The 23,191-nt window shown below is 70.5% G+C and carries 17 protein-coding genes; 7 read left to right on the top strand and 10 right to left on the bottom strand.

The window, feature by feature from the left end:
- Window positions 1–7: 7 nt before the first annotated feature.
- Window positions 8–667, bottom strand: a complete 660-nt coding sequence (locus OV427_RS48005) for a hypothetical protein (RefSeq protein WP_267862981.1) — start codon at window positions 665–667, stop codon at window positions 8–10.
- Window positions 668–1,165: 498 nt separating this feature from the next.
- Between OV427_RS48005 and OV427_RS48000 the strand changes: the two genes are divergently transcribed.
- Window positions 1,166–2,080 carry a hypothetical protein gene (locus OV427_RS48000; RefSeq protein ID WP_267862980.1) on the top strand — a complete coding sequence of 305 codons (915 nt, stop codon included), beginning with the start codon at window positions 1,166–1,168 and terminating at the stop codon, window positions 2,078–2,080.
- A gap of 82 nt (window positions 2,081–2,162) precedes the next feature.
- Here the strand turns inward: OV427_RS48000 and OV427_RS47995 are convergent, their stop codons facing one another.
- From OV427_RS47995 to OV427_RS47980, 4 genes are all read right to left on the bottom strand, one after another.
- Entirely contained in the window at window positions 2,163–3,161 is a 999-nt protein-coding gene (locus OV427_RS47995) for an Rpn family recombination-promoting nuclease/putative transposase (protein WP_267862979.1), read from the bottom strand.
- A 117-nt stretch (window positions 3,162–3,278) separates the two neighbouring features.
- The gene (locus OV427_RS47990; RefSeq protein ID WP_267862978.1) at window positions 3,279–5,639 is read right to left on the bottom strand and encodes a hypothetical protein; all 2,361 of its coding nucleotides are present in this window, start codon (window positions 5,637–5,639) and stop codon (window positions 3,279–3,281) included.
- A 159-nt stretch (window positions 5,640–5,798) separates the two neighbouring features.
- Window positions 5,799–7,397 carry a sigma 54-interacting transcriptional regulator gene (locus OV427_RS47985; RefSeq protein ID WP_267862977.1) on the bottom strand — a complete coding sequence of 533 codons (1,599 nt, stop codon included), beginning with the start codon at window positions 7,395–7,397 and terminating at the stop codon, window positions 5,799–5,801.
- A gap of 14 nt (window positions 7,398–7,411) precedes the next feature.
- Window positions 7,412–8,245, bottom strand: a complete 834-nt coding sequence (locus tag OV427_RS47980) for an MBL fold metallo-hydrolase (protein WP_267862976.1) — start codon at window positions 8,243–8,245, stop codon at window positions 7,412–7,414.
- A gap of 498 nt (window positions 8,246–8,743) precedes the next feature.
- On the opposite strand from OV427_RS47980, the gene OV427_RS47975 reads away from it, so the two are divergent.
- The 3 genes from OV427_RS47975 (at window position 8,744) to OV427_RS47965 (ending at window position 12,063) form a co-directional block, all read left to right on the top strand.
- Window positions 8,744–10,237 (top strand): sensor histidine kinase, encoded by a 1,494-nt coding sequence (locus OV427_RS47975; RefSeq protein WP_267862975.1) that lies wholly within the window; start codon window positions 8,744–8,746, stop codon window positions 10,235–10,237.
- Between the two features lie 196 nt (window positions 10,238–10,433).
- Window positions 10,434–10,715, top strand: coding sequence for a hypothetical protein (locus OV427_RS47970; RefSeq protein WP_267862974.1), 282 nt, complete (start codon window positions 10,434–10,436; stop codon window positions 10,713–10,715).
- 289 nt (window positions 10,716–11,004) lie between these two features.
- Complete coding sequence (locus OV427_RS47965; protein ID WP_267862973.1) at window positions 11,005–12,063, top strand: hypothetical protein; 1,059 nt, start codon at window positions 11,005–11,007, stop codon at window positions 12,061–12,063.
- Window positions 12,064–12,125: 62 nt separating this feature from the next.
- On the opposite strand, the gene OV427_RS47960 is transcribed toward OV427_RS47965, so the two are convergent.
- The 4 genes from OV427_RS47960 to OV427_RS47945 are packed head-to-tail and all read right to left on the bottom strand — an operon-like array spanning window position 12,126 to window position 18,616.
- On the bottom strand, window positions 12,126–14,351 hold the full coding sequence (locus tag OV427_RS47960; RefSeq protein ID WP_267862972.1) for a S8/S53 family peptidase: 2,226 nt from the start codon (window positions 14,349–14,351) through the stop codon (window positions 12,126–12,128).
- Window positions 14,352–14,376: 25 nt separating this feature from the next.
- Window positions 14,377–17,124: a CHAT domain-containing protein gene (locus OV427_RS47955; protein ID WP_267862971.1), complete on the bottom strand. Its 2,748-nt coding sequence runs from the start codon at window positions 17,122–17,124 to the stop codon at window positions 14,377–14,379.
- Window positions 17,121–17,957, bottom strand: coding sequence for a hypothetical protein (locus OV427_RS47950; RefSeq protein ID WP_267862970.1), 837 nt, complete (start codon window positions 17,955–17,957; stop codon window positions 17,121–17,123). Before OV427_RS47950 ends, OV427_RS47955 begins: the two co-directional genes overlap by 4 nt.
- Complete coding sequence (locus tag OV427_RS47945) at window positions 17,954–18,616, bottom strand: RNA polymerase sigma factor (protein WP_267862969.1); 663 nt, start codon at window positions 18,614–18,616, stop codon at window positions 17,954–17,956. The genes OV427_RS47950 and OV427_RS47945 overlap by 4 nt, the downstream gene beginning before the upstream one ends.
- A 174-nt stretch (window positions 18,617–18,790) precedes the next feature.
- On the opposite strand from OV427_RS47945, the gene OV427_RS47940 reads away from it, so the two are divergent.
- The 3 genes from OV427_RS47940 (at window position 18,791) to OV427_RS47930 (ending at window position 21,457) form a co-directional block, all read left to right on the top strand.
- Window positions 18,791–19,438: a hypothetical protein gene (locus tag OV427_RS47940; RefSeq protein ID WP_267862968.1), complete on the top strand. Its 648-nt coding sequence runs from the start codon at window positions 18,791–18,793 to the stop codon at window positions 19,436–19,438.
- 18 nt (window positions 19,439–19,456) lie between these two features.
- Window positions 19,457–20,719: a hypothetical protein gene (locus OV427_RS47935; RefSeq protein ID WP_267862967.1), complete on the top strand. Its 1,263-nt coding sequence runs from the start codon at window positions 19,457–19,459 to the stop codon at window positions 20,717–20,719.
- Window positions 20,720–20,866: 147 nt separating this feature from the next.
- Window positions 20,867–21,457, top strand: coding sequence for a DUF998 domain-containing protein (locus OV427_RS47930; protein WP_267862966.1), 591 nt, complete (start codon window positions 20,867–20,869; stop codon window positions 21,455–21,457).
- Window positions 21,458–21,573: 116 nt separating this feature from the next.
- Here the strand turns inward: OV427_RS47930 and OV427_RS47925 are convergent, their stop codons facing one another.
- A complete protein-coding gene (locus OV427_RS47925; protein WP_267862965.1) occupies window positions 21,574–23,118 on the bottom strand; it encodes a M4 family metallopeptidase in 1,545 nt (514 codons plus the stop codon).
- Between the last annotated feature and the right edge of the window lie 73 nt (window positions 23,119–23,191).

The following is a 23,191-nucleotide window of genomic DNA, read 5'->3' as shown; positions in this document are numbered from 1 at the left end:
CCGTCGGTCAGGGCCGGAGCCAGGCGACGCGCAGGGCGACGGTGAACAGCGCGTGGAAGCCGTCGTCCACCAGGGGGAGCGGGATCTCCTGGGGGGGGATGCCGGGGAAGGTGACGGTCTGATCGCCCGTCCGGATGGTGTAGCTGCCGATGGACGCGGTGATGATGGGGCCGAAGGACAGGGAGCGAGAGAGCTTCACGTCACCGCCGAGGGCCAGGCGGGCGTACGTGGGCCCCCGGTCGGTGACGGAGAACTCGACACGGGCGGGCACCGGACCCACGTCGGGCACGGGGACGTCCGTCTCGCCTTCCAGGTCGCTTTCGGCGACCTCCAGGCCCACACCGAGTCCCACCCACGGGTCGAAGCCGGCCCCGGGGGAGAAGTGGTAGCGGACCTCGGGGCCGAAGCGCCACTGTCGGAAGTTGCAGTCGAAGCCCTCGGGACAGGAGAGGTCGCTGTCCTTCTCGAACACCTTCTCGTACGAGCCCCAGAGGCCGAGGTACCAGTGCGGGGTCGCGCGGTAGCCGACCTCGAGGAGGACGGGGAGCGTGATGCTGGAGGCGTCGGTGACCTTCAGGTCCTGTGGCTCACCGGTCGTCGGGGACACGCCATTCTTGTAGACGTAGCCCGCCCCCGCCCCGGCGCCGACGCTCAGCGCGACCTGCAATCCTGTCGGTCCTTCCTCGCGTGGGGCGCCCGGTTCCTCTGCCGCCGCTTGCGACGCGAGCCCGAGGGTGACGACGACCATCCAAATCCAGCAACGCCTTCCAGGCATGGGATTCCCCTTCGTGGGCAGCGCCGCGCTGGTGGTGGGTGAAGCGTTCGGCGCCAGGGAAGGGCGCGCCAGGACGCCGTCATGTCGGGGAGGACAGCGAGGCTCGCGCGGGCTGCGTTCGACGACTCGGGGAGGCATGTAGTGCTGGCGCGCGTCCGGGCACCAGCGGCCGGACGTCGGGAGCGGAGTCGGGCAGGTGTCAGTGTCTGGACCCCAAGGGCAGGGCCTGTCGACGGGTGGACAGCCTCCGTGCCTCGCGGGTTGGGCCTGTCGGTGGACGGATACCGGTGCGCCCTCGGGAGCGAGGTTGCATGCGCGGGCTGGCATCCGCACCTTGCTCCGGTCGTGGCCTGCCATGGGGAGGCCGCGCCTGGCCTGGCGGGGAACGGGATGGACCTGTGGCGCATCCTGCTGGCACCGCTGTACGCGACGTGCCTGACGGCGCTGGTGGTGGCGGCGTTCGCTTTCGGACGCAAGGACGCGGCGTCGAGGCCGTGGCGCCTGCCGCTCGTCTGGTTCGGCCTGCTGGTGGTGGGCGCCTTCTGTGTCGCGTCGCGGTTCCACGGGGGAAGCGGGCAGGTGCTGTCCTTCGAGGTGGCGACGAAGGCGGCGGGATTGGCGCTGCTCGTCGTGGCCGCGGGGCTGGCGGTGCGGGGCTCGCGGGCGCGCTTCCGGGCGGACCTGCTGCGGGCCTCGGTGCCGAAGTCCCTGGATGAGGCCGTCGCGGCCCTGCGCGCGGGCCATTCGCCGGGGTGGGGCGTGTACCGGGGAAGCCTGGACGCCGCCGATGCGCTGACGTCCCCGGGCGGTGTGCCCTGCGCCTTCTACGAGGCGGAGGTGCGCGAGGTGGCGCAGGACGGGCGCAAGGGGCCGCTGCTGTCACGCGAGCGCGCCTATGCGCCGGTGCTGGTGCTGCGAGGCGAGCGGGTGAGGGCGTCGGTGCGCTTCTCGCCGTCCACGCTGATGGCGCCGGTGGAGGTCCGCCGCTGCCAGGCGCTGCCGGGAACGGTGCCCGCGTCCTGGTACGAGGACGCGCCCGGGGTCCAGGCCACGGAGCCGGAGGCCCTCTCATGGGAGCGGGTGGGCACGGCGAGAGAGACGTGCCTCGTGGTGGGCGAGTTGCGGCGCGGCTCCGAGGAAGGCGCCTACGTGCTCTGCGGACGCGACGGAGGGCCGGCGCTGGTGGTGCTCGGCCCCGAGGCGCCCGTCATGGGAGGATTGCTCGCGCGCCGTGCCTGGACACACTTCGCGGCAGCCGGAGCCCTGTCCATGGCCGCCGCGCTCGTGCTGTCGCGGACGATGTGAGCGCGCGCGAGCGATTCTTACGGCGAGCGCCCCCGCCAGGCCACGTGGGCGGTATCCGCTGACCGGCCCGTGAAGGGGTCAGCTAATGCTCCAGGGTGTCGAGCACGTCGACGAGGGTGCTGGCGTTCAGGGACTTGTCGAACCAGCGGTCCAGCGTGGCGACGTCGGTGCAGGTGAGGATGCGCTGCCGGGCCTGCTCGTCCAGGTGCACGCCCCGGGCGGTGAGGATCCGCAAGATGTCCTCGGCACGCCCTCGGGTCACTCCCCGCGCCAGCCCCTCCTGGCGTCCCTTCTCGATGAGTTCCTCGCCGTAGCTCCGCATCAACTCCTCCGTGCGCTGCCCACCCACCACCAAGTTTAACACCTGCCCGGCCGCTGTATGTGCCGCCTGATCTCCCATCAACAGCAGGTACTGTATGAGCACTGCCAGGTGCCTATCGCCTTCGGGGCCTGCCTGCACCTGCGCGAAGAGCGCCACCCACTCCGGCAATCTTCGCGCGAGTTCCTCGCTGCGCCCATAGCGCAGCACCAGCCACGCCAGCCGCGCCATCGGCGGTCCCGGACGTGCCTTCAGTGCCTCCTCACGCTTGGCCGTCAAGTCATCGAGCAGGTATTCGAAGCGCGGCACCAGTGCCCGCCATTGTTCGCGCGCCAATCCAGGGAATTCGAACAAGTCCTCGACCCGGCGCGGCGCTGTCCAGGCTCCGTCGGGCCCGTGGTACATGACGAGCGGGATGATGAGCGGGAGCGTGGTGCTGTCGAGGTGATGCTGGCGCCAGCGTTCCAGCAGGCGCACCACGTAGCGCAGCATCCGCAGCGCCATCCACCGGTCCACTGAGGACTGGTGCTCCAGCAGGACGTACAGGAGCAGCGGGTGGCCACCGCGAAGGCGCGCAGAGAAGAGCAGGTCGCTCTCGGTCTCCCGGAGGTCCGAGTCCACGACGCTGCTGGACTCCACGCGCAGAGACGGCCAGTCCACTTGTGAGACGACGTGCTCGGGCAGCACGGCGCGCAGCTCTGCGGCGGCGTTCTCGGGATGGTCAAACGTGTGGCGAACGAAGGTGTCATGCGGTCCGGGCATTGTGAGCCGGGCCACAAGCACGACATGGGCCAGAGCGGGGCGGATGCCATCCGCGCCCTCGGACCTGCGGGAGCCCGGAGACGACCTCCCGGGCTCCCACGCCTCAGTCCAGATGCCTCAGACCCCGGTGCCCTTCGTGGTGGAGAACACCAGTTGTTCCCCTCGGTCCGCCATCGTCACGGTGAAGGTCCGCTCCACGCTGGCCAGTCCCTGCGGCGTCGCCTTCGCCAGCTCCGACAGCAGTGAGCCCGCGGCGCGCAGGTGGAAGCCCGTGTTCCACATGCCCTCCAGCTCGCTGAACACGGTGCGCAGTTCATCGGGTGCCTTGCGCTCGTTGATGGCCCGGTTCAGGCGCACCATGCCCGCGACGAAGGCCTGGCACTTGGCCAGCGTGCCCCGGTTGCGCTCCGTCATCTCGGCGAAGGTGAAGTTGCCGCCGTCCGGCCGCCACGTGCTCTCGATGAGCAGCAGCTCCTTCCCAATCGGATCCCGCTTCAGGAAGGCCTCGGCGATCTGCGCCGCGCGCGAGGGCGCCAGGTCGCCCGTCATCATGCTGCCCTTCTCCTGCACCTCGCGCAGGTACGCCTCCCAGATGGGCGCGTACACCGAGCGCCGGAACTCCGCCGAGGCGCGCGGCGTCTGCTCGCTCCACGGCATGGCCCGGGCCAGCGCCCGAGAGAAGAGCGCCACGTCGAACGCCTGCACCTGGGGCATCAGCGCCCGGAAGGTGTCGTCCGCCATCTTCAACTCGAGCCGTGTCTCGATCGGCTCCTTGCCCGTGTCGCCCTGCAGCGTGCTCATGACGGCGGCCGCGTCCGCCGCGTCCAGCACGCCCCACACCACGGCGTCATCCACCGCCGCCTGGAGCTCCTTCCGGCTCATCTTCTTCTGCCGGCCCCACAGCATCATGTGCAGGCCGTAGCGGAAGTCCGAGGCCACCGGAGCAGGGGAGAACCGCTCCATGTCCGCCTTCAAATCCACCACCCACTGCCCGCGGTTGCCGAGCAGCTTGTCCTCGTACCCACGCAGCCCGAGGAACGCCTGCCGCCGCCCGCCCTGGCCGTTCTCCTGCGTCACCCAGCTCTCCTTCCGGGAGCCGCCCGCCTTGAGCACCTCGAACGCGCCGAGCCCCAGCGAGAAGCCATACGCCTGCTGCCGCGTGAGCGACGTGGAGTGCAGGTAGTTGCGCAGCTCGAAGGACTTCTGGTTCTCCGGCAGCTCCCTCATCCACTTCAGCAGGTCCACCAGGTTGCCCTTGATGAGCGAGCCGTGGAAGCGCATCGCCGTGGCGTCGTCCACCACCACCTCCAGCAGCGTGGAGGCCTCGGTCAGGCGCAGGTATTCGTACTGGAAGCCGGAGGCGATCTGCGTCTTCACCACCTCGTCCAGCTTGACCTCCACCTTCTTCTTGAAGTCGTCCCACGCCGCCTTCACGTTGGCCACGTCCGCCAGGTTCGGGTCCAGGCCCATGCGCTCCAGCGCCAGGCGCAGCACCTTCTTCTGCGTGTCGTCCAGCTTCAGCTTGCTCGCCTTGTCCACCAGCGCGTCCATCACCTGCAGCGCGGTGGCGTCCGTGGGTGTCCCCAGCTTGCCGGACAATTCACGCAGCGCCGGGCCGAGGAGCGCATCGAGCACCCGGCCCAGCTGCGCCTTCACCGCGCCCGCGTCGACGAACTCCACGGTGACGCCGAGCCCCGCGCCGAGCGTCGCCTCGTGCGACTTCGCCTTGCGCACGGCAATCTGGATGCGCCCGGCGCGCGGCCGCGAGAAGGTGAGCTGGTAGTCGTCCGTGAGCCCCACCTTCGCGGATACGCCCGCCTTCAGGTCCGTCTTCAGCGCCAGCAGCTCGCTGCCGCGCACGAAGGCCAGGCGTCCCAGGTTGGTGGTGAAGAGGTCCGCCCAGTTCAGCTCCAGGCGCGTCTGCAGATTGCCACGCGCCTGCCACGACAGTGCGTCGCCGGTGCTGAGCTTCGCGATGTCCGTGGCCTGCATCAGGCGCAGCTCGGCCAGGTCCAGCTTCGCCGCCTCGCGCATGTTCTGCGAGAGCGGGTGGGCGCGGTAGTCGCTGAGGGTGACGGACAGCTCGCCCTGCGCACCGGACGAGAGGAACGACAGATTCACGCCCGCCGCGGACTTCACGCGCGCGGTGACCTGGTAGCGCATCCATCCCATGTCTCCACCGAGCAGCAGCTGCGGACGGGGCGCGCCGGGGGCCGGCTCCTCCTCGGTGGCCTCGCCTACCACGCGGTTCTCATCCACGTCGCCGGGCGAGTTGAAGTTGCGGATGGACGCCTCGCCGCCGGCCTCGAACGAGAGGGTGAAGTCGGTGAGGTTCAGCTTGGGCGGGAGGAGGTTCTCCTGCGTGAAGGTGCCCTGGGCGAGGGACACCTTGATGTCCTGGTCCAGGAGCTTCACGTCGGGAACCTGCCGGGCAATCTCGTCCGGGAGCTTCGCCAGCAGCTTGTTGACCACCTTCATTCGGGTCCCCCTGGGGTATGGCCCGTCGGCCATGGAGTTCGGAGCCCTCTGGTCGTACGCCGGCCGCGCTCGCGGAACAAGCCACCCACCCGAAACGCCCGGCAGTCACCGGATGCCCTGCCCTGGAGGACAGGTGTCTCTACACCCGGGCGCGGTGCGTCAGCCCTCGTCACCCAGGCCGTACTCCTTGAGCTTCCGCGCCAGCGTGTTGCGGCCAATCTCCAGCACCTTCGCCGCAGCGGTGCGGTTGCCCTTCACCGAGTCCAGCACGCGCAGGATGTGGCGCCGCTCCACCTCCGCCAGTGGGAGCAGGCCCGCTTCACCGCCGCTGGCGGGCGCAAGCTCGCTCGGGGTCCGGCTCTCGGTGGAGACGGGGGCAGGCGCGGACGCTGCACGGTCCAGGTTGGGCAGCGGCAGGTGCTCCTCGAGGATTTCCCCCTCGCACAGCACCACCGCGCTCTCGATGCAGTTCTCCAGCTCGCGCACGTTGCCGGGCCAGCGGTAGCGCTTGAGGCGCTCCAGCGCGGCGGCGCCGAGGCGCGGCGGCTGCAACCGGTGGCGCTTCGCCACGGCGGCGATGAAGTGCCGCGCGAGCCGCTCGATGTCCTCCGCGCCGCGCTCGCGCAGGGGCGGGAGCACCACCTCCACCACCTTGATGCGGTAGTAGAGGTCCTCGCGGAAGCGGCCCTCGGCCACCATGCGCGCGAGGTCCCTGTGCGTGGCGGCGACGATGCGCACGTCCACCTTCACCGCCTGGGTGCCGCCCACGCGCTCGAACTCGCGGTCCTGCAGCACGCGCAACAGCTTGCCCTGCACCGGCAGCGGCAGCTCGCCAATCTCGTCGATGAACACCGTGCCGCCGTTGGCCGCCTCGAACTTGCCGGGCACGCGGTGGTCCGCGCCGGTGAAGGCGCCCCGCTCGTGGCCGAACAGCTCGTTCTCGATCAGCGTCGCCGGCAGCGCGGCGCAGTCCACCTTGATGAAGGGCTGATCCCTCCGTGGCCCGTTGACGTGCACGGCGCGGGCGAACAATTCCTTGCCGCTGCCGCTCTCGCCGCGCAGCAGCACCGTCGCATCCGTGGGCGCGGCCTTGCGCACAAGACGGTAAATGGACTGCAGCTGCGGGGACTCGCCGATGATGCGGTTGAAGAAGTAGCCGACGGGGGCCTGGGGCTGGTCCTTGGCGCGCTGCAGTTCCTGGTAGAGGCTGGTGCTCTGCAGCGCGGTGCTCACCTGCGAGGCAATCGCGGTGAGCCGCTCCGTGTCGTCCGCGGTGAAGGTGTCGCCGCCGCGGCGGTTCAACACCTGGAGCACGCCGTACAGCGCGCCGTCCACGTCGCGCAGGGGCACCGCCAGCAGGCTGGTGGTGCGGTAGCCCGTCATCCGGTCGATGTCCGCGAAGAAGCGGCGCTCGCCGCGCGGGTCCGGGACGTTGATGGCCTGGCCGGCCTCCGCCACGGTGCCGGCGACGCCCTGGCCCAGCTTCACGCGAATCTGAGACACCTCCGGCAGGTGCGCCGCGCGGCTGAACAGCTCGCGGCGCGCCGGGTCCAACAGCCACAGCGTGCCCCGGTCCGCCTGCATCGTGGTGGCGATGCGGTCCATCAGCGTCTGGAGGAACGCGTCGAGGTCCACCTCCCTCCCGACGAGACCCCCGAAGGGGAGGAGGACCTGGGTGACGTCCGTGGGCGGGTGGGGCATGGGGGGCAGCGGCGGAAGGACGAAGGCCGCGGCCTCACCATAGCATCCGGAGGGCATCGGGCCGCCTCCTCTCAGGCTGCGTGGCCCAGCACGAGCCGCTGGCCCTCACGCGCCGGCTCGACCACCGGGAAGAGCGAGCGGGCCTGCTCGGCCATGTCCTCCAGCACGTCGTCCGCATGCGCCGGGTCGTGGTGGAACAGGCACAGCCGGCGCGCGTTGACGAGCTTCGCCACGCCCGCCGCGTCCATCATCGTCGAGTGGCCCCAGCCCTTCTTGGACATGCCCTTGCGGCCCTCGTACTCGTCGGGCGTGTACTGCGCGTCCAGGCACAGCACGTCCGTGCCCTCGAAGAGGCGACCGACTTCGGGCGCCAGGTCCTGCATCCGCACCTCCACGTCCGTGGCGTAGATGAACGAGTGGCCGTCCGCCTCCACCCGGTACGCGAGGCACCCCTGCGGGTGCGGCACGTCGATGGGCGTCACCTTGAACGGGCCCACTTCAATGGGCTGCGCGTGCAGCGCGGAGCGGAAGTCCATGTGCGAGCGCATCGTGGACAGCGGCACCGGGAAGTGCGGCGGCTGCATCTGCGCGGCCAGCTCCGACAGCAGCGCCTGCGCGCCATTCGCGCCGGGGCCGTACATCACGAACTCCGACGTGGGCAGGTACGCCGGCGTGAAGAAGGGGAAGCCCTGCACGTGGTCCCAGTGCAGGTGCGAGAAGAACATGGTGGCCTTCTGGGGGGCGCCCTCGCGCATCATGACTTCGCCCAGCGCCCGGATGCCCGTGCCCGCGTCCAGGATCAGCCGGTGGCCCTGGCTCGTCACCTCCACGCACGCCGTGTTGCCGCCGATGCGCGAGCCCGACACCGCGATGCTCCCCCGAACCCCGTAAAATCGGACTTCCATGATGAACCTCCTAAAGTGGGGGACATCCTCCTCGGACGCCCTGACGCTCAGAGGCATGAGCACGGGGAGTGCCAACTCCAAGTGGCTGGAATTACTTGGTTCGCGGTGTCCGATGTCGAGCGGTGCACCATTGTGGATCGCCACCGGATGGTGCGTGCGCGCCATTCTGGAACATCCGGGCTGGCGGGGGTTGCGGCTCTGGAACGCGGGGAGCGCCTGGTCGATGCCGCTGGTCGGGAAGCGGGCCGGCGACGATTCGGGGGACATGGAGGGTCCGTGCTCCCCGAGGCTCACTTCCAGCCTCAGTCTTCATTCATGGCTGGGATGCAGAAGCTATGGACTCGCACGTTCATTGCCTGCCTTGTCGTCGGAGTCCCTTTCGACATCCTGTGCCCTGTCTGCTACTCCAAGCTCCTTCCCCTCTCGGCCTGGCAAGCCTCCGAAGCCTTCCTGGCAGTCACCCTGGGGGTCTTCGTTGGCAAGGAATTCGTTCTGGCCTTGCTGCTCCGATGGATGCTGCAGCCGCTGGAGCGCTGGCGGAGTGCTCGGGGGACTCGCGAGGAGACGGACCAGGTCATCCTCCAGGCCCTGACCCGCGCCTACCGCACCCCCAGATGGTTCACCGTGGCGTGGTCGAGCACCTGGGCCGTCCTGCTGTCGAGCCTGCCAGTCGTGCTGGCGCTGCTTCTGCCAGAGCGGGTGACCCTGGGCAAAAGAGAGCTGCTGCTCACCGGACTCATGGTCCTGGCGACGGTTTCGGCCAAGATCGCCGTGGCGACGCCGCTCCTCATCTGGCGACTCGCGCCCATCACCCGGGAACTCTCCCTCGGTGCCCGTCAGCGCAACCTGCTCACCCTGCCTCACCTCGTCTCATTCCGGAAGAGGCTGATGGTCTTCACCTTCTGCCTCGCGCTGGCACCGACGAGCTGGATGAGCTGCGCGTTCCTCGCTCCCTCGCCAACGCCCGGCACGATGTTCCTCTTCGCCTTCACCGCGCTGGCATGGGCCCCGCTGAGCGCGTTCCTCGTCACCAAGGCCGTGTCCGGACAGATCAACGCCATCCGGAAAGCCGTGGACGGGATTGTCGAGCGCTCGACCACCCGGGATGTGGAGTACATCCCGGTGCAACAGCCCGACACGCTCGGCCACCTTGCCGAGGGCATCAACTCCATGGTGGACCAGCTCAACGCGAGTGCCAGGACCCGCGATGAACAGCTGGTGGAGCTGGACAGGCTCTACCATCAGGCCGCGGATGCCCTGCGGCTCCGGGAAGAATTCCTCACGGTGGCTTCCCACGAGCTGAAGACCCCTCTGACGTCTCTCTCCCTGACCTTGGAAGCGTTGGAGCGGAGGTTCCAATCGGACCAGGAGGTGTCGAAAGAGTATCTCCAGCGCGCCCGACGCCAGGTCGCCAACCTCGCCGGCCTGGTGGACGACCTGTTGGATGTTGCCCGAATCCAGCGCGACAACCTGGCGCTCCAGCAGGCCCCCGTCTCCCTGGGTTCGCTCCTTGCCGAAGCCATGGGGGACTTCCTCTCCCTCTCTCCACGTCACCACTTCACCCTGGAGCTTCCGCGGGAGGAGGTGCACGTGAAGGGGGACGTGGCTCGGCTGACACAGGTCTTCAACAACCTCCTGGACAACGCCGTCAAATACAGCCCCGAGGGCGGGGCGGTGAGGGTGAAGCTCACGTGCAGCGGTGGAGAAGCTCGCGTGTCCATCTCGGACGAGGGGGTGGGCATTCCCGCCGAGCAACTCCCCCAACTCTTCGAGCGTTTCTTCCGCGCCCGCACCGCCGCGGCGAAGCGCTTTGGAGGACTGGGGCTCGGGCTCTACATCTGCCGCAATCTGGTGGAACAGCACGGAGGGCGCATCGAGGTGCGGAGCGAGGTCGACAAGGGCACCACCTTCACCGTGAGCCTCCCCGAGCTCCGCGAGGCCCCGCAGGAGGTGGCGCTCCAGCCGGAAATGGAAGCCCCAAGCGGGACGTAGAGCCATCCAGTGCTCTCGTCCCTGTGCCTCCGATGGGTGCGCCCCAGGCAGCGGGTGATCATCATCGGCGCTTCCGGAGTGGATGCGGAGGCAGGGTTGATGCGCTGTGGCTGATGCAGCGCGAGTTGCAATGGTTACATGGCAGGTCCGTAATGTCCCCCGAACCCGTGATGGCGCGGGTGACAAGGGAGATACGATGAAGAACCTGCGATGGCTGTTGTGCGCGGTGGCGCTGTCTGTCGTTGGCTGCGGCGCTCCCATGGAGATGGAGGAGGAGACCTCCACGGAGAGCCCGGCGGCGGAGACGCCGGAGGGCCAGGTGTCACAGGCCGCCACCACGTGCACGGAGGCCTGGGGTCAGTGTCGCGTGGGCCAGTGCGAGCCGGGCACGAACGGCACGTTCCAGACCTACACGAAGACGTGTTGCACCGACGCGGGCGCCTGCACCACCCAGCGCCTCCGCATCTGCGGCTGCTAGTCGCGGCCTGAGTCGCGGCTCATGGAGCCCGGGCTCCGTGAGCCGTGCTCGTGGAGGCATCCCGGGAGTGGGGCATGGGCTCCTGTCCGTGCGACCACGCCCGCGGCCCCACCTTCTCCTACGCTCGAGGGAGCTGCGAAGTGGCGGTGGCACCCGTGTAGGGGACGCGCCATGACGACCCTGTCAGGAACGGCCGAGCCCGGGCTCCCGTCCTCAGAGGGAGCGGGGCTGTGCACCAGTCTTGCACTGGCCGCGCGGCTCACGGATGGCGGAGGTTCCCATGCGATGGATGCGCACGTTGACTCTGGGTGTGTTGGCGATGCTGGGCGGCTGTACCGAGAGCAAGGTGGATGAGGACCAGGACATCGTCCTGAGTGGGCGACTCGTTGACGAGGCTGGAGCGCCGCTCCCGGATGCGCTGCTGAAGCTCTACCGCAGCGAAAACTCCTCGTGCGCGTTCGCGGGTTTCACGTCGAGCTGGAAGTCGGTGAAGACCCGCGCCGATGGCACCTTCGAGCTCGACCTGCTGGGGGCGGATACCCGCAACGGGAGCATCGCGCGCTGCTTCGTGGCCCGCTCGCCCGCGCAGTCCCAGGGAAGGAGCCTCTCGGCCTACTTCCTCATCCAGGAGTCGGAGGTGGCGCTGCCCGCCTTCCAGGAGTGGACCGGCACGCCGACGGCCGCCGCGGAGGCGCAGGGGGTGAGCGTGGGCTTCCGGCCCCTGTCCGCCACCCACGGTGCCGGGAATGATGAGCACGTGCTGTCCATCCGCCCGTCGAGCGTCAAGGTGTCCTGGCAGGTGCTCAAGGCCTCCTCGCCGGTCCACCTGAGCGACTACGTCCTCGAGGACGCGGAGGGACTCAAGGCCTCCGTCAGCGCCGAGCGCAACGTGAAGGTGGGGGACGTGACGGTCGGCCTCTCGTACTCCAGCGATGATGTTGCCGTGCCTCGCCGTGCCCTCGTCCCGGCAAGCCGTGGCGCGGCGTGCACCTACCTGAACGCCGAGACGCCCTGCCGCATCACCAGCGGAGACCTTGGCGGGCTCGTGCTCTTCCAGTCGGGAGTCCGGGAGGTCGCCGTGCAGCTCTCGCGGTCCGTGGTGCCGCGCAAGGCCGTGCTGCGCAACTTCGAGGTGTCGGGCACCCTGAACGAGCTGGTGCTGGAGGGGAGCGCCGACGGCACCCAGTGGATGTCCCTGGCCAACCTGCTCGGCGGCGCCGGCGTGCAGCCCTTCATGGAAGTGGACCTCACGGGCACGACACCGGTTTCGCGGGTCCGTGTGCGGGCCACCCCGAAGGATACGACGGGAGAGCTGCGCTCGTTGGGGCAGCTCTCCCTCTTCGAGTAGCGACACGCCCGCGGGGGGGCCCGTCTGGAGAACCTCCAGGTCTCCGCCAGGCCCTCCGCGCGCTATTGCAGAAGCAGCTCGCTGGACGTGGAGTACGAGACGCCCAGCTCCTCGCCGCGCAGCGTGAGCACCGCGCTTTCGATGGGGAGCCAGGCCGGGTCGATAGGGATTGCTGTCACCTTGACCTCGTCACCCGCGGTGAGCTGGGTCTCCCCCTCGAGCTCCAGCAGGCCGGAGAGGTCTATCTCATACCTGCCGTTCACCAGCAGGGTGGGCGAGTCCAGGCTGCGGGGTGAATACTCGCTATCGATGCTGATGTAGAGCGTCGCGGTGGGGGTGATGGCCTCCTCGGGGTCGACCTCCATCAGGCAGCAGGTGCAGGGATTCTTGCTCGGCTGCGGGTTCGTCCAGGGCCGGAGCGGGATTCCGTAGTACTGGCGGAATGGACAGACAGTTTCGTCGTAGCTCCAGCGGCTGGAGCGCAGCGCGCTCTGACGGCATACGGGCAGCGGCGGCAGCGCGACGTTCAGCGTCGAGCCGTCAATGGTGCGGGTGAGCTTCGACTCGATGGAGCTCCAGGCGACCGTGTCCAGCGACGGCAGCGGCGAGCCATATGCCGGACGCGAGGTGCACGCGGGGAGCTTCGAGGAAGGCGGACAGCGCCCCAGCCCTCCCGCACAGGCCTGCACCAGTGCCTGGCAGAGCGAGACGCGGCGGATGCCACGGCGCACGTCCGTGGCGGCCCATGGGCAGGGGGCTCCGCCCAGGCAGAAGTCCGCGGGAGTGCCCAGGTCGACCGAGGCCTGGCGTACCCGCTCCATCAGCTCGGGCCCGGACAGCTCGGGCCGGTAGCCCCAGACGGTGGCGACGAGTCCGGACACCACCGCCGTGGACACGGACGTTCCCGTGAGGATGTCCGTCGGCACGAGCTTGCCGGACGCGTCGACGTCGGTCGCCAGCGCGTGCGCGCCGGGTGCCGCCAGGCGAGGGCGCCCCCCGGGGCGGGTGCTCGCCAGCGGCGCGTCGTCCCCCCGCACTCCGCCCACCGCGTAGACCAGGGGCCGATAGACAGTCGCCCCGGCGGGCGGAAGGGGAGGGTACGCGCCCGCCCCCGAATAGCCCGGGTCCTCGAGGAGCTCGCATTGCGCGAGCGCGGGTGCCGGCTTCTGTTCCCAGTACGCGGGGAACATGGCGCCTTGGACGGCATCCGGTCCGCCAGGGTCATTCCCCGCCGCGGCGATGACCAGGGCCCCGCGGCAGACGGCATGGGTGATGGCGGCATGGACCGCGCGCACCGGCGCCGGCAGTTGCTCCACCAGGTTGCCGTTGTACGCGCCCCCGTAGCGCCCGTCCCACGCGAGGCTGAGGTTGACGACCAGGCGCGGCTGGGGCGTCGCCGTCTCTCCCGGGGGGACCTGCCCCGCGTTGTGGCCGCGCCACTCCGTCACCGCGGCGTGGATGGACCGCGCCAGCTGCGTCTGCTCACCGAAGTAGCCCCCATGCGCCAGGTCCCTCACGTTCGGCGTCACCTGTGGGAGCGCCAGGTGGTTGGCCACCTGGGCAATGCAGACCGGGCTTCCATCCGGACAACCCAGCTCACGCACCACGCGGCCCATCGCATGACCATGGCCGAGCCGGTCCTCCACCGCCTCGCCGTCGCTGTAGCCGTGAGGCGCGGAGTCCACCACCGCGACGCGCACCTCCGCGGGCGGAAGCACCCCGCCCGGGGGGAGGCTCGCGACCTGTCCCGTCTGCGCATGGAAGTCCTTGTGCAGCGTCTGCCACGCGGCCTTGGCGGTGGCACTCGTGCCCAGGGGGGCCACCACCTGACAGTCGCGGTCGACCCGGAGGACCCGCGCGCCCAGGCCCGACTTCAGCTGCGCCACCGCCTGCTGCGAGGGGAGGCCACCCCCTGGCGTCACCCAGTCGTACGAACAGAAGGGCGCGAGCCCGGGGGGCAGGGACCACGTGCCTCGCGAGGCCTCGAACAGCCGCGCCCCGACCCACTGGCCTTCCAGGCCGGAAGAGCCCTGCGGACAGTTGTCGACGCCCTCCGCCAGGACGGCAATCCATCGGTTGCCCGGGCAGGCTGCCTCCTCGGTGATGGGAGGCGACACGGGGACGCAGGTGCCCCCATTCGTGGGGCAGGGCGGCGCGCCGGCATCCAGACCGAGCTCCCGCCGCGCCAGGGGCGGGCTCCCTCCTTCTTCGGGACCTGCTCCCGAGGGCGTACAGGCCATGACTCCGCAGGCCAGGGTGCTGGCAATCAGAAAGCGGACGGGCTTCATGTGAGGGTCTCCCGGTGGGGTGTGTCTACGGAACGAGTGCACGGAAGGCGGCCCAGTCCGCCTCCGGCCGGCTGGCGCGAAGCTCGAGCTGGGCGCGGCGGAGCGCGTCCGGCAGCTCGGTGGAGGTGCGGGGGCCGCCATGGCGGTAGAGCGCCCGCATCAGCTCCATGGCGTGCGTGTCGTCCACCTCGCGCCATGCGGCCACGGCCCCCCGAGCGCCAGCGGCGAGGAAGGCCTGCGCCAGCCCCAGGCCTTCCACCGGGGAGTCCTGGGCCGCGCGAACCGTCTCACAGCCGGAGAGCACCACCCACGCGGGCACGCGGCGCAGGGCCAGCACGTCCCCCACCATCAGTCGCCCCTCGTGGAGGGGCAGCGTGCTCTCCCACCCGCCGAGCCCCGCGAAGCGCCCATGCCCCGCGTAGTGGAAGAGCTCCGCGCCCTCGAGTGCGGCGCGAACTCCGGAGCCCGTCGCAGCGGGGCCCGACAGCACCTGGACCCGCCAGTCCTCGCGCAGCGCCTCGTGGACGCGCCGCGCCTCCTCCCGCGCCTGGGGGAGGTTGCCCTCGGGGTCCGCGACGATGAGCGCGGTGCGCTCTGGAGCTTCGGCTCCGTCCGGCGCTGGCTCCGGGCTCGCCAGGTCCAGCGCATAGGCCACCGGACGCCCCGCGACCAGTGCGTCCCCCTCGAAGGGCAGGGCGTGGAAGTCCACGGCGCGAAGCACTCCGTAGGGAACCAGGGTGACGCGCCTGGCCGCGGCAAGCGCCTCGTGAAAGGGCTCCAGCAGGGTGGCGGCCAGCGTCGCGGGTGGAGCGCCGGGAGCGAGGGGCTCGAGGAAGCGGGCCGTCACGTGGTGTTCATCGGCCGCGAAGCCGACCCAGCCTCGCGGTGCCGGGTAGTAGACGAGCCAGAGCTCACCGGGGCCGGGGCGGGCGCGTACGCCCCGGGCGGGGCTCCCCGCGGAGGCCGGCGCCAGGAGGGAGAACGCTTCCTCCAGAAGGGCTCGCAGTCGCTCCTCGCGCAGCCGCCGGGCCTGGCGCACCTCCGCGAGCCGGGCCGCGGCCAGCCGCCAGTCCCGCGCGGCCTCTTCATCCAGCGCCTCGCGCTCCTGACGGTAGGCCGAGAGGGCATTGTCCCATCGGGCGCGCGCTGTCGCCGGCAGGTGCGTCACCCGGTCTGCCAGCCGCACGGCCTCGAGCACCCGTGCCCGCGCGCGCCGGGCCACCTCCAGGGCCTCCGCCGTCTGTCCCGCCTTCACCGCGAGCGCCACGTACGCGCGGCTGCCGCGCTCGCGCTCGCGCAGGAAGACATGCCGGCCCTCCATGAGCGGCACTCGCAGGGCCTCGCCGTCCAGCAGGTCCTCGGCCTGGGCATACGTCGCAAGCGCCGCACGCACGTCGCCGAGCTGCTCCGCGGCCCGGGCCCGGCCGAACGCCGCGCGCCAGCGGGCCTCGGGGGAGGCCGACGCCTCGGCCAGCTCGGCCAGTCGCGCGAAGTGGTGCCGCGCCTGGCGCGCGTGCCCCGCCTCCAGGAGGATGCGCCCCTCGAGGTCCAGCCACCACAGGGCGAGGCGTGCTCCCGGCTCGGGGCGTGCGCGACGGGCCTCCCGCAGCCGGGCCGCCGCGGCCCCGGCGCGCCCCGCATGCAGCTCCGCCAGCGCCAGGTTCACCAGGACATTGGCCTCGTCATCGGGACTGGCACACACCCCGCGGTAGAGCGCGAGCGCCTCCTCCAGCGGAGGCACCGGCTCCCCCCGGGGTGCGCCACCGGCCTCCCGTGCGAGCAGCAGCCCCCAGCCGATGTTGGTGAGCAGATCCGCCCTTTCACAGTCGGAGGCCCCTGTCTCCGCACGCAGCACGTCCAGCAGTGCGAGGGACTCGGCGTCGCGGCCCAGGGACTGGAGCGTCGTCGCCATCACCTGCCGCACCGCCCGTTGCAGGCGCCCGATGCCCAGCCGCTCCGCGAGCAGCGCAGCCTCGGTGAAATGCCGGAGCGCGGTGCCGGGGTCCCCCGACTCGAGGGCCAGCAGCCCCTCGTGATAGGCAAACTGGGCGCTCCCCTCGGGATGGCTTTCCTCCAGGGGGCCCAGCGCTCCGAGCACCTCGCGCGCCTCGGTGAAGCGGCGCCCGTGGTGGATGAGCGTATAGACGAGGACCATCGCGTCGCTGGCCTCGTCCGAGCGTCGCTGCGCGTGGCGGTGGAGCGTCAGCGTCTCCCTCAGCAGCGCGACCGCCTCATCGGAATGGCCCAGTGACAGCTCGACGCGAGCCAGGAGGCTCTTCGCCCGCACGCGAGCGGCGTCCGGGAGCGCCGGGGCCTCCTCGCGCAGCAGGCGCGCCGCCTCATCGGGCTTCCCCTCCGCGCGCAGCGCCGTCGCGCGCTGGAGCAGGGGCACCGGCTCCGTCTCCCGCACCGGCAGTCGCCACACCGCCGGGCCGCCGGGCAGCGTCACCTCCAGCACCACCTCCGTGGCTCCGGTTGGCACCACGAAGGTGCAGGCGCGCCCGCCTGCTGCCTCCTGCTCCTCCACGGGAAGTCGGGCACCACCCGCCGAGACAGTCAGCGGCATCCGCGCGGGAAGCTCCACCCAGAGTCGCAGGCGGCGGTCTCCGGGAAGCTCACACACCGGTCCGCCCAGGACGGCGGCGCAGCCGGCGAACCCGACGCGCAGGGACGGCGAGGGTGGGGGAGTCACGGCGGGCGCCTGGCGCTGGCACTGGCAGGCCCCGCTGGTGAGCACGAGCGCCAGGGCCAGCAGCAGCGCGGCACGTCTCACGGGCGGTCCACGAGCAGGAACTTCCGGGTGAGCAGCCTCCAGGTGCCCGCCTCCGGTGCGCGACCCTCCTCGACCCGGGCGAGCACTTCGTCCGGTGCTTCCGGGAGCGTCCCGGGGCGCCCCACGGCGATGGCCAGGGTCCACTCGCCCGGCGCGAGGGAGAGCAGCGCGTCCACCGGACCCTGGATGCGCACCGCGCCGTCCGGAGAGCGCTCCAGGGGCGGTGTCCAGGCCCGCGCCTCGCCCGGCCGCAGGAGGAAGGCGCGCACCTCCACGGGCCCGTCCACCGCCTGCTCCGGGCGCAGGAGTACGTCGAGCCGCGAGCCGGGACCCAGGCGTGGCACCTCCGGCTCCGGCGCTCCCGCGCGCACCGCCTGCTCGCTGGAGACGGACAGGGTGTAGCCCGGCAGCGGTGGCGCCTCCCTGGGGAGGGCGAGCAGCAGGACCGCGGCGGCGGCGGCCACGGCGCCCAGCACCGGCGCGAGTCTCCGCCAGCGGTGTCCGCGGGCGGGTGGGGCGAGGCGGGTGGGAGGTGCTTCCCGGACGGAAGGCGGCGCTTCCGGGGCAGGAGGCAATGCTTCCAGGGCGGGCACCTCCGCGAGCTCCCGCTCCAGGCGCGCGGCGATGTGCTCCCGCGCGGCCGCATCCAGCGGACGGAAGGCCTCGTAGGCCTCCGCGGCGGAGGGGTCCTCCGCGGCAAGTCGCTCCAGTTCCCGCCGCTCGTCCTCCGAGAGCGTCCCTTCCGTGAGTGACTCCCAGCGCTCGTCGCGCGACTCGGCGCGCTGGCGCTCCCGCGCCACGCGGCCCAGCTCGAGGAGAAGTTTGTCGCTCATGGAGTGTCACTCACTTTGCGTATTCGCGGCGGGGCTTGCGGATCTGACAAGAGCTCCGCGCCGAGCTTGCGGCTCAGCCGTCCCAGCCGGCTCTGCCAGGCGTAGACGGCCTCCCGGCTCATCCCCGTCTGCTCGCAGACCTCGGGCACCGTGCGCTGCTGGATGAAGATGAGCTCGAAGAGGGATAGGCCCAGCGGGCTGAGCTCCTCGCGCAGGCGGTCCAGGAGGGCCTCCAGCATCTGCTGGGACTCCAGCCGCAGCTCCACGCTCGGGGAGTCCTCGGGGGCGTCGAGCTCCTCCATCAGCGTGGGATCCTCCGTCCAGGGACTGCGGCGCGTCGTCCGGAGGATGGAGGCCACCTGCCGCTCGGCGACGAAGCCGACGAAGTTGGCCAGCGACAGGCCTCGCTCGGGCTTCCACGCCCGCAGCGCCTTGCCCTGCTCGGCGAAGAGGGCGGCGAACACGTCCTGCGTCAGGTCCGCCACCTCCTGACGGATGTTCCGGCCGCTCGCGGACGCGGCCCGGCGCAGCAGGGCTCGCGCCACGCGGGCCTGGATGACCGGGGTGAGCGCATCCACCAATGCGCGCAGCGCCTCGCCATCCCGGGCGAGCGCTCGCTCCACCAGCTCCGAGGTCCCCTCCGTTATGCCGCGAGTCATGAAGTCGGAGGACTCTAGAGGTGGCGCCGCGCGGGTGTCCACCCGCCGTGCCGGGGGCGGAAGAATTCCGTTTCTCGCAATGGCTTGCACCGCGCTGTCAGATTCAATTCCGACGTCGCGAATAGCGATGTGTTCGCGCTCACCGTCCCGGTGAGGCGACCACGGAGCCTTCACATGTCATTGAATCGAAAGCGCATGCCCGGCGCGTTGCTGTGGGCTGTCACACTCGCGTTCCTCGTTCCGAAGCTGGCGCTTGCCACGGACCCCACCTCGCTCGCTGAAATCATCGACGACGGGAGCACCTTTCGCTTCGGGCTCGCGCTCCGCGTGGCACCGAACACCGTGACAGTCACCACGGTCTACAACCGCATCGCGGGAGCCCTCGTCGATGCCGGCGCTTCGACGGTGCAGGGCGTCCCGGTGGTGGCGCAGCTCGCGGTCCAGACGGACGCGCAGGGAAACGTCTGGGTCGACGCTCCTCCGCGTCCGGAAGGGCAGCCGCCGTTGCCGGACGGGGTGTACAGCCGCTGGCTCGAAGTGAGTCATGTCCCGGGGCCCGGGGCGCGAAGCCGGGCGCCGTTCCGCGAGCGGCGCACCCTCTACTTCCGCGTCGTCAATGGCGTGGCCCAGCGCCTCACTCTCGCTGCGTATTCCGCGCAGGTCGACCCCGCGTCGCAACGGAAGAACAAGCAGGGGAGTCTCGAGCCTGCCCATCCCGGCGTCCTCGCGGCGAGGCAGTCCGCCCTCCAGACGAATCTGCTGCCCCTCATCGAGAGCGGCACGGCCTACAGCACCCCCGACAACAGCGAGCAGGGCCAGTAGGCCCCGGAGAATCCCATCATGAAGACACCCCTGTGCCTGACCGCTGCACTGGCAGTGAGCCTGCTGGCCCCTGCCGCATCCGCCGCGACGCGGACCTATTGCTTCGAGCTGCTTCTCAAGGACGAGCGTATCGATTGCCCGACGCCGTCCGACCCGGGCGCGAAGCGCGCCTGCCACCAGGAGTTCCACAACTTCACGACGCAGCCGGACGGCGACTACACCCATCCCGTGGGCGCGCTGGTGGAAATCTGGGACAAGGACGACACGAGCGACGACGAGTACATCGGCACGTGGATTCTCGTGAACCCGACGGGCGGCTGCGCCACCTTCGAGTGGGAGGGCGCGAGCTACTTCAAGGGAGAAACGCATCCGGACCCGTACGTCGTCTGGAAGTCGGAGGTCCGTGGCACGGCCGGCGGTCCCCACGTCGTGGCGCGGGACCTGGCGAACAACCGCTACGGCGGAGTGACCTGGCGTCCGAACGCAGTCGCCAACTGCCAGAGTGGCGCGGCGTGCAACCAGCCGGGGTATCTCCTGGTGACGACGGACAGCACCACGGAGCGGGGCGGGCGGGCGATGTCGCTCGACAGCTCCCAGCACATGCTCCAGGTCTACTCCAGCATCCTCGAGGCCGAGGACATCGACATGGTCTGGCCGGAGTCGGGCAGCGCGGCCTTCAACCAGAACAAGTACCAGGTGTCGGGGACGCGCGGCGACCAGGCCCAGTCGGCGGCGCATGAGCTCGGGCACGTGCTGCAGATGCAGCAGTTCGACGAGGATGACCTGGCGAGCGACTGCTCCTTCAATGGCTCCGGCCATTCCCTGGAGCTCACGGAGCACGAGTCGTGTGCAACCGCCGAGGGCTGGGCGGGGTACGTGGCCATCGCCTCGCTCTGGGACCCGGAGAACCCTGGCTCCGCTCCCAGCCGCTTCGGAAGCGACTTCGTGGAGGCGGAGCCCATCGCTCCGGTGTGCACCGACAACAAGGGCCTCGAGGCCCAGGTGGTGAAGGCCTTCTGGGACCTGGACGACTCGGACAACGAGCTGGCTGAGGCGCCCGCGGGACAGGACGACCAGAAGAACTCGACCACCCTCGACATCGCGCTGCGGTGGGCCGTCTTCCCGGACGGCACGGCCAACCGCCAGGACGGGGAAAGCGACCCGGATGGCGTGAACCTGTGGGACTACCACATCAACAGCCAGTCCTGGTGGGCGAACCTCGACGAGACCCGCCAGACGCTCCTGGGCCACAACTGCATGGGGACGCAGGACACGAACTAATCCCCTTCAGGCAGGTCCGCGAAGTGATGGCCCAGCGTGGCCGAAGAAGCCACGCTGGGCCGCATCATCCATGACGACGCCTGACGGCCCCCGAGCCGCGCGGGGGCCGGCTTTCGCCGTGGGGGCCACGCGCTTATGCGCTGGAGGATGAGCCTCTGGGTCCTGCTCGCGGCGATCCTCGCCGCACTGCTGGCCGCCGTGCCACCGTGGTGGTTCGCGCGCCGCCGCCCCGGCTACAGCCACCTGCGGCACACCATCAGCGAGTTGGGGGAGACGGGTGCTCCCGATGCGAGCCGGGTGGCCTGGCTCGCCTTCGCGCCTCTTGGCCTCTCGGTCTGGATGTTCGTGGCGTTGCTCGGCGCGCGGCTTCCGGCCGACACCGGGACGGGCCTCGTGCTGCTCTCCCTGTTCGGCGTGAGCTACGTCGGCGCCGCGGTGTTTCCGTGTGACGCCGGAGCGCCGTTCTGGGGGACCTGGCGCAACCATCTTCACAACCTCGTCGCCGCCATCGGCTACTTCGGCGCGGGCGCCGGCTTGATTGAGCTCGGGCGCGCCTTCGAGGACATGTCGTCGCTGTCCGGTCTTTCCGCCGTCACGGCCGCGCTGGGGAAGGGGGTCCTCCTCGGCATCTTCGTGCTGTCGTTCGAGTCGCCCGTGCGCGGACTCGTCCAACGCGCCATCGAGGCGGCGGTGTTCGGCTGGATGTTGCTGATGGGCGGGTGGCTGGTGCTGGCATGACCACGCTCGAAGCACGCGGCGGCTGAGCGGGCTCCGCCTCGAAACGCGAAGGCCGGCCCGCCCACCTCGGGACGGACCGGCCTGGAATACATCCCATTCGCGCTACGTCGCGGCGCTCAGTTCACGCTGACCGCGGACCAGGCGGCGGCCACGGCCTTGTACTGGGTGCTGGTGGCGCCGTAGAGGTCCGTCGCCGCCTTCAGCGTGCCCGTGCGGGCCGCCGCGTAGTTGGTGGAGGACGTGAAGTACACGGTGAGGGCGCGGTACCAGATCTTCCCCGCCGCGTCGCGGCCGATGCCGGTGACGGCCGTGCCGTTGCAGGTGGGGCTCGCCGGGCTGGCGGCGGAACCCTGCGCCAGCAGGTAGAAGAAGTGGTTGGCCACGCCGCTGGAGTAGTGCACGTCGATGGAGCCGATGCCGCTGTACCAGCAGTCCTTCGACTTGCCATCGAGCGAGGGCTTGTACATGTAGCGCAGCGCGTCCCCAGCCGTGCCGGGCGTGTAGATGCGCTCGCCGATGAGGAAGTCGCCCGGGTCGCCCGCGCTGGCGGCGTAGTACTCCACCAGCGAGCCGAAGATGTCGCTGGTGGCCTCGTTGAGGCCGCCGGACTCGCCCGAGTAGACGAGGCCCGCGGTGCGGCTCGTCACGCCGTGGGTCATCTCATGGCCTGCCACGTCCAGCGCCACGAGCGGGGTGAAGGTGGAGCCGTCACCGTCGCCGTACGTCATGCAGAAGCAGGAGTCGGTCCAGAACGCGTTGTTGTAGGCCGTGCCGTAGTGCACCTTGCTGTAGCCGGTGCGGCCCGCGCCGTCGATGCCGTTCCGGCCGTGCACGTTCTTGTAGTAGTCGTACGTCGTCTTCTGGCCGAAGTGCGCATCCACCGCGGCGCTCGCGCGGTCGCTGTTGGTGCCGTTGCCCCAGACGTTGTCGGCGTCGGTGAAGATGGCGTTGCTGCGGCCCGCATCGACCGTATAGAAGCCGGTGCCCCGCGTCACATCGCGCATCTCATAGCCGCTGCTGATGGAGTTGGTGCCAATGCTCACCGTCCCCAGGTAGAGGCTCCGGCCGGAGCCGGTGGCCGCGGCGGTGTGCACGCCATCCCACGAGCCGCGCAGCGCACCGGTGCGCGCGTCCACCAGCACGTGCAGCTCGCTGGGCGTCTGGTCCGGCTTGATGCCCTCGAGCACCACCTCGTACGCGAGCCCCGGAGCGCGCTCCGGCCGCGCGTCGACGATGAGCTCCGCGCTGGACGGGCCGCTGCGCTGGCCGACGAAGGCCGCCTCGGCCAGCACCGTCGCCGCCGCGGCGTCGAAGAAGGGCAGCGTGGAGAGCCCGCGCAGCGTGGACGGCGTCGCGAACTCCACCTCGGAGGCGCGGCCCACGGGGTTGTGCACCACCAGGTCACCGCCCAGCACGCGCAGGCCCGCGAACGAGCGGTCGAAGCGCACGTGCTCGGAGCCGTTGTCGTCCACGATGACCGTGCGCGCCGTCAGCTTCTCGGAGGCGTCCTGCCTGGCCACCAGGCCCATCGCGCGCGAGACGACGGCCGACTGCTCGGCGGAATCCGTCAGCTCACGCGACGTATTCACGGGCGTGTCGTTCGCATCACCACATCCCCACAGCGCAAGCGTTGCGACGGCGGTCGGCAGGATTCGCTTCATAGGGCGGCACTCCAAGACGGCGGGGGGAGAAACGCGGCCCTTATACGCGCTATACAGACTAATCTCAATATGT

It is taken from the genome of Pyxidicoccus sp. MSG2 (assembly GCF_026626705.1).
Classification (GTDB): domain Bacteria; phylum Myxococcota; class Myxococcia; order Myxococcales; family Myxococcaceae; genus Myxococcus.
Note: the sequence above shows the minus strand (reverse complement) of the source record. Positions and strands in the feature narration are given on the sequence as shown.

Bases quoted from the DNA above. Each gene is read 5' to 3' on its own strand.
- OV427_RS48000 (WP_267862980.1), top strand. From the start codon at position 1,166: ATGGACCTGTGGCGCATCCTGCTGGCACCGCTGTACGCGACGTGCCTG.
- OV427_RS47995 (WP_267862979.1), bottom strand. From the start codon at position 3,161: ATGCCCGGACCGCATGACACCTTCGTTCGCCACACGTTTGACCATCCC.
- OV427_RS47990 (WP_267862978.1), bottom strand. From the start codon at position 5,639: ATGAAGGTGGTCAACAAGCTGCTGGCGAAGCTCCCGGACGAGATTGCC.
- OV427_RS47985 (WP_267862977.1), bottom strand. From the start codon at position 7,397: ATGCCCTCCGGATGCTATGGTGAGGCCGCGGCCTTCGTCCTTCCGCCG.
- OV427_RS47980 (WP_267862976.1), bottom strand. From the start codon at position 8,245: ATGGAAGTCCGATTTTACGGGGTTCGGGGGAGCATCGCGGTGTCGGGC.
- OV427_RS47970 (WP_267862974.1), top strand. From the start codon at position 10,434: ATGAAGAACCTGCGATGGCTGTTGTGCGCGGTGGCGCTGTCTGTCGTT.
- OV427_RS47965 (WP_267862973.1), top strand. From the start codon at position 11,005: ATGCGCACGTTGACTCTGGGTGTGTTGGCGATGCTGGGCGGCTGTACC.
- OV427_RS47960 (WP_267862972.1), bottom strand. From the start codon at position 14,351: ATGAAGCCCGTCCGCTTTCTGATTGCCAGCACCCTGGCCTGCGGAGTC.
- OV427_RS47950 (WP_267862970.1), bottom strand. From the start codon at position 17,957: ATGAGCGACAAACTTCTCCTCGAGCTGGGCCGCGTGGCGCGGGAGCGC.
- OV427_RS47945 (WP_267862969.1), bottom strand. From the start codon at position 18,616: ATGACTCGCGGCATAACGGAGGGGACCTCGGAGCTGGTGGAGCGAGCG.
- OV427_RS47940 (WP_267862968.1), top strand. From the start codon at position 18,791: ATGTCATTGAATCGAAAGCGCATGCCCGGCGCGTTGCTGTGGGCTGTC.
- OV427_RS47935 (WP_267862967.1), top strand. From the start codon at position 19,457: ATGAAGACACCCCTGTGCCTGACCGCTGCACTGGCAGTGAGCCTGCTG.
- OV427_RS47930 (WP_267862966.1), top strand. From the start codon at position 20,867: ATGAGCCTCTGGGTCCTGCTCGCGGCGATCCTCGCCGCACTGCTGGCC.
- OV427_RS47925 (WP_267862965.1), bottom strand. From the start codon at position 23,118: ATGAAGCGAATCCTGCCGACCGCCGTCGCAACGCTTGCGCTGTGGGGA.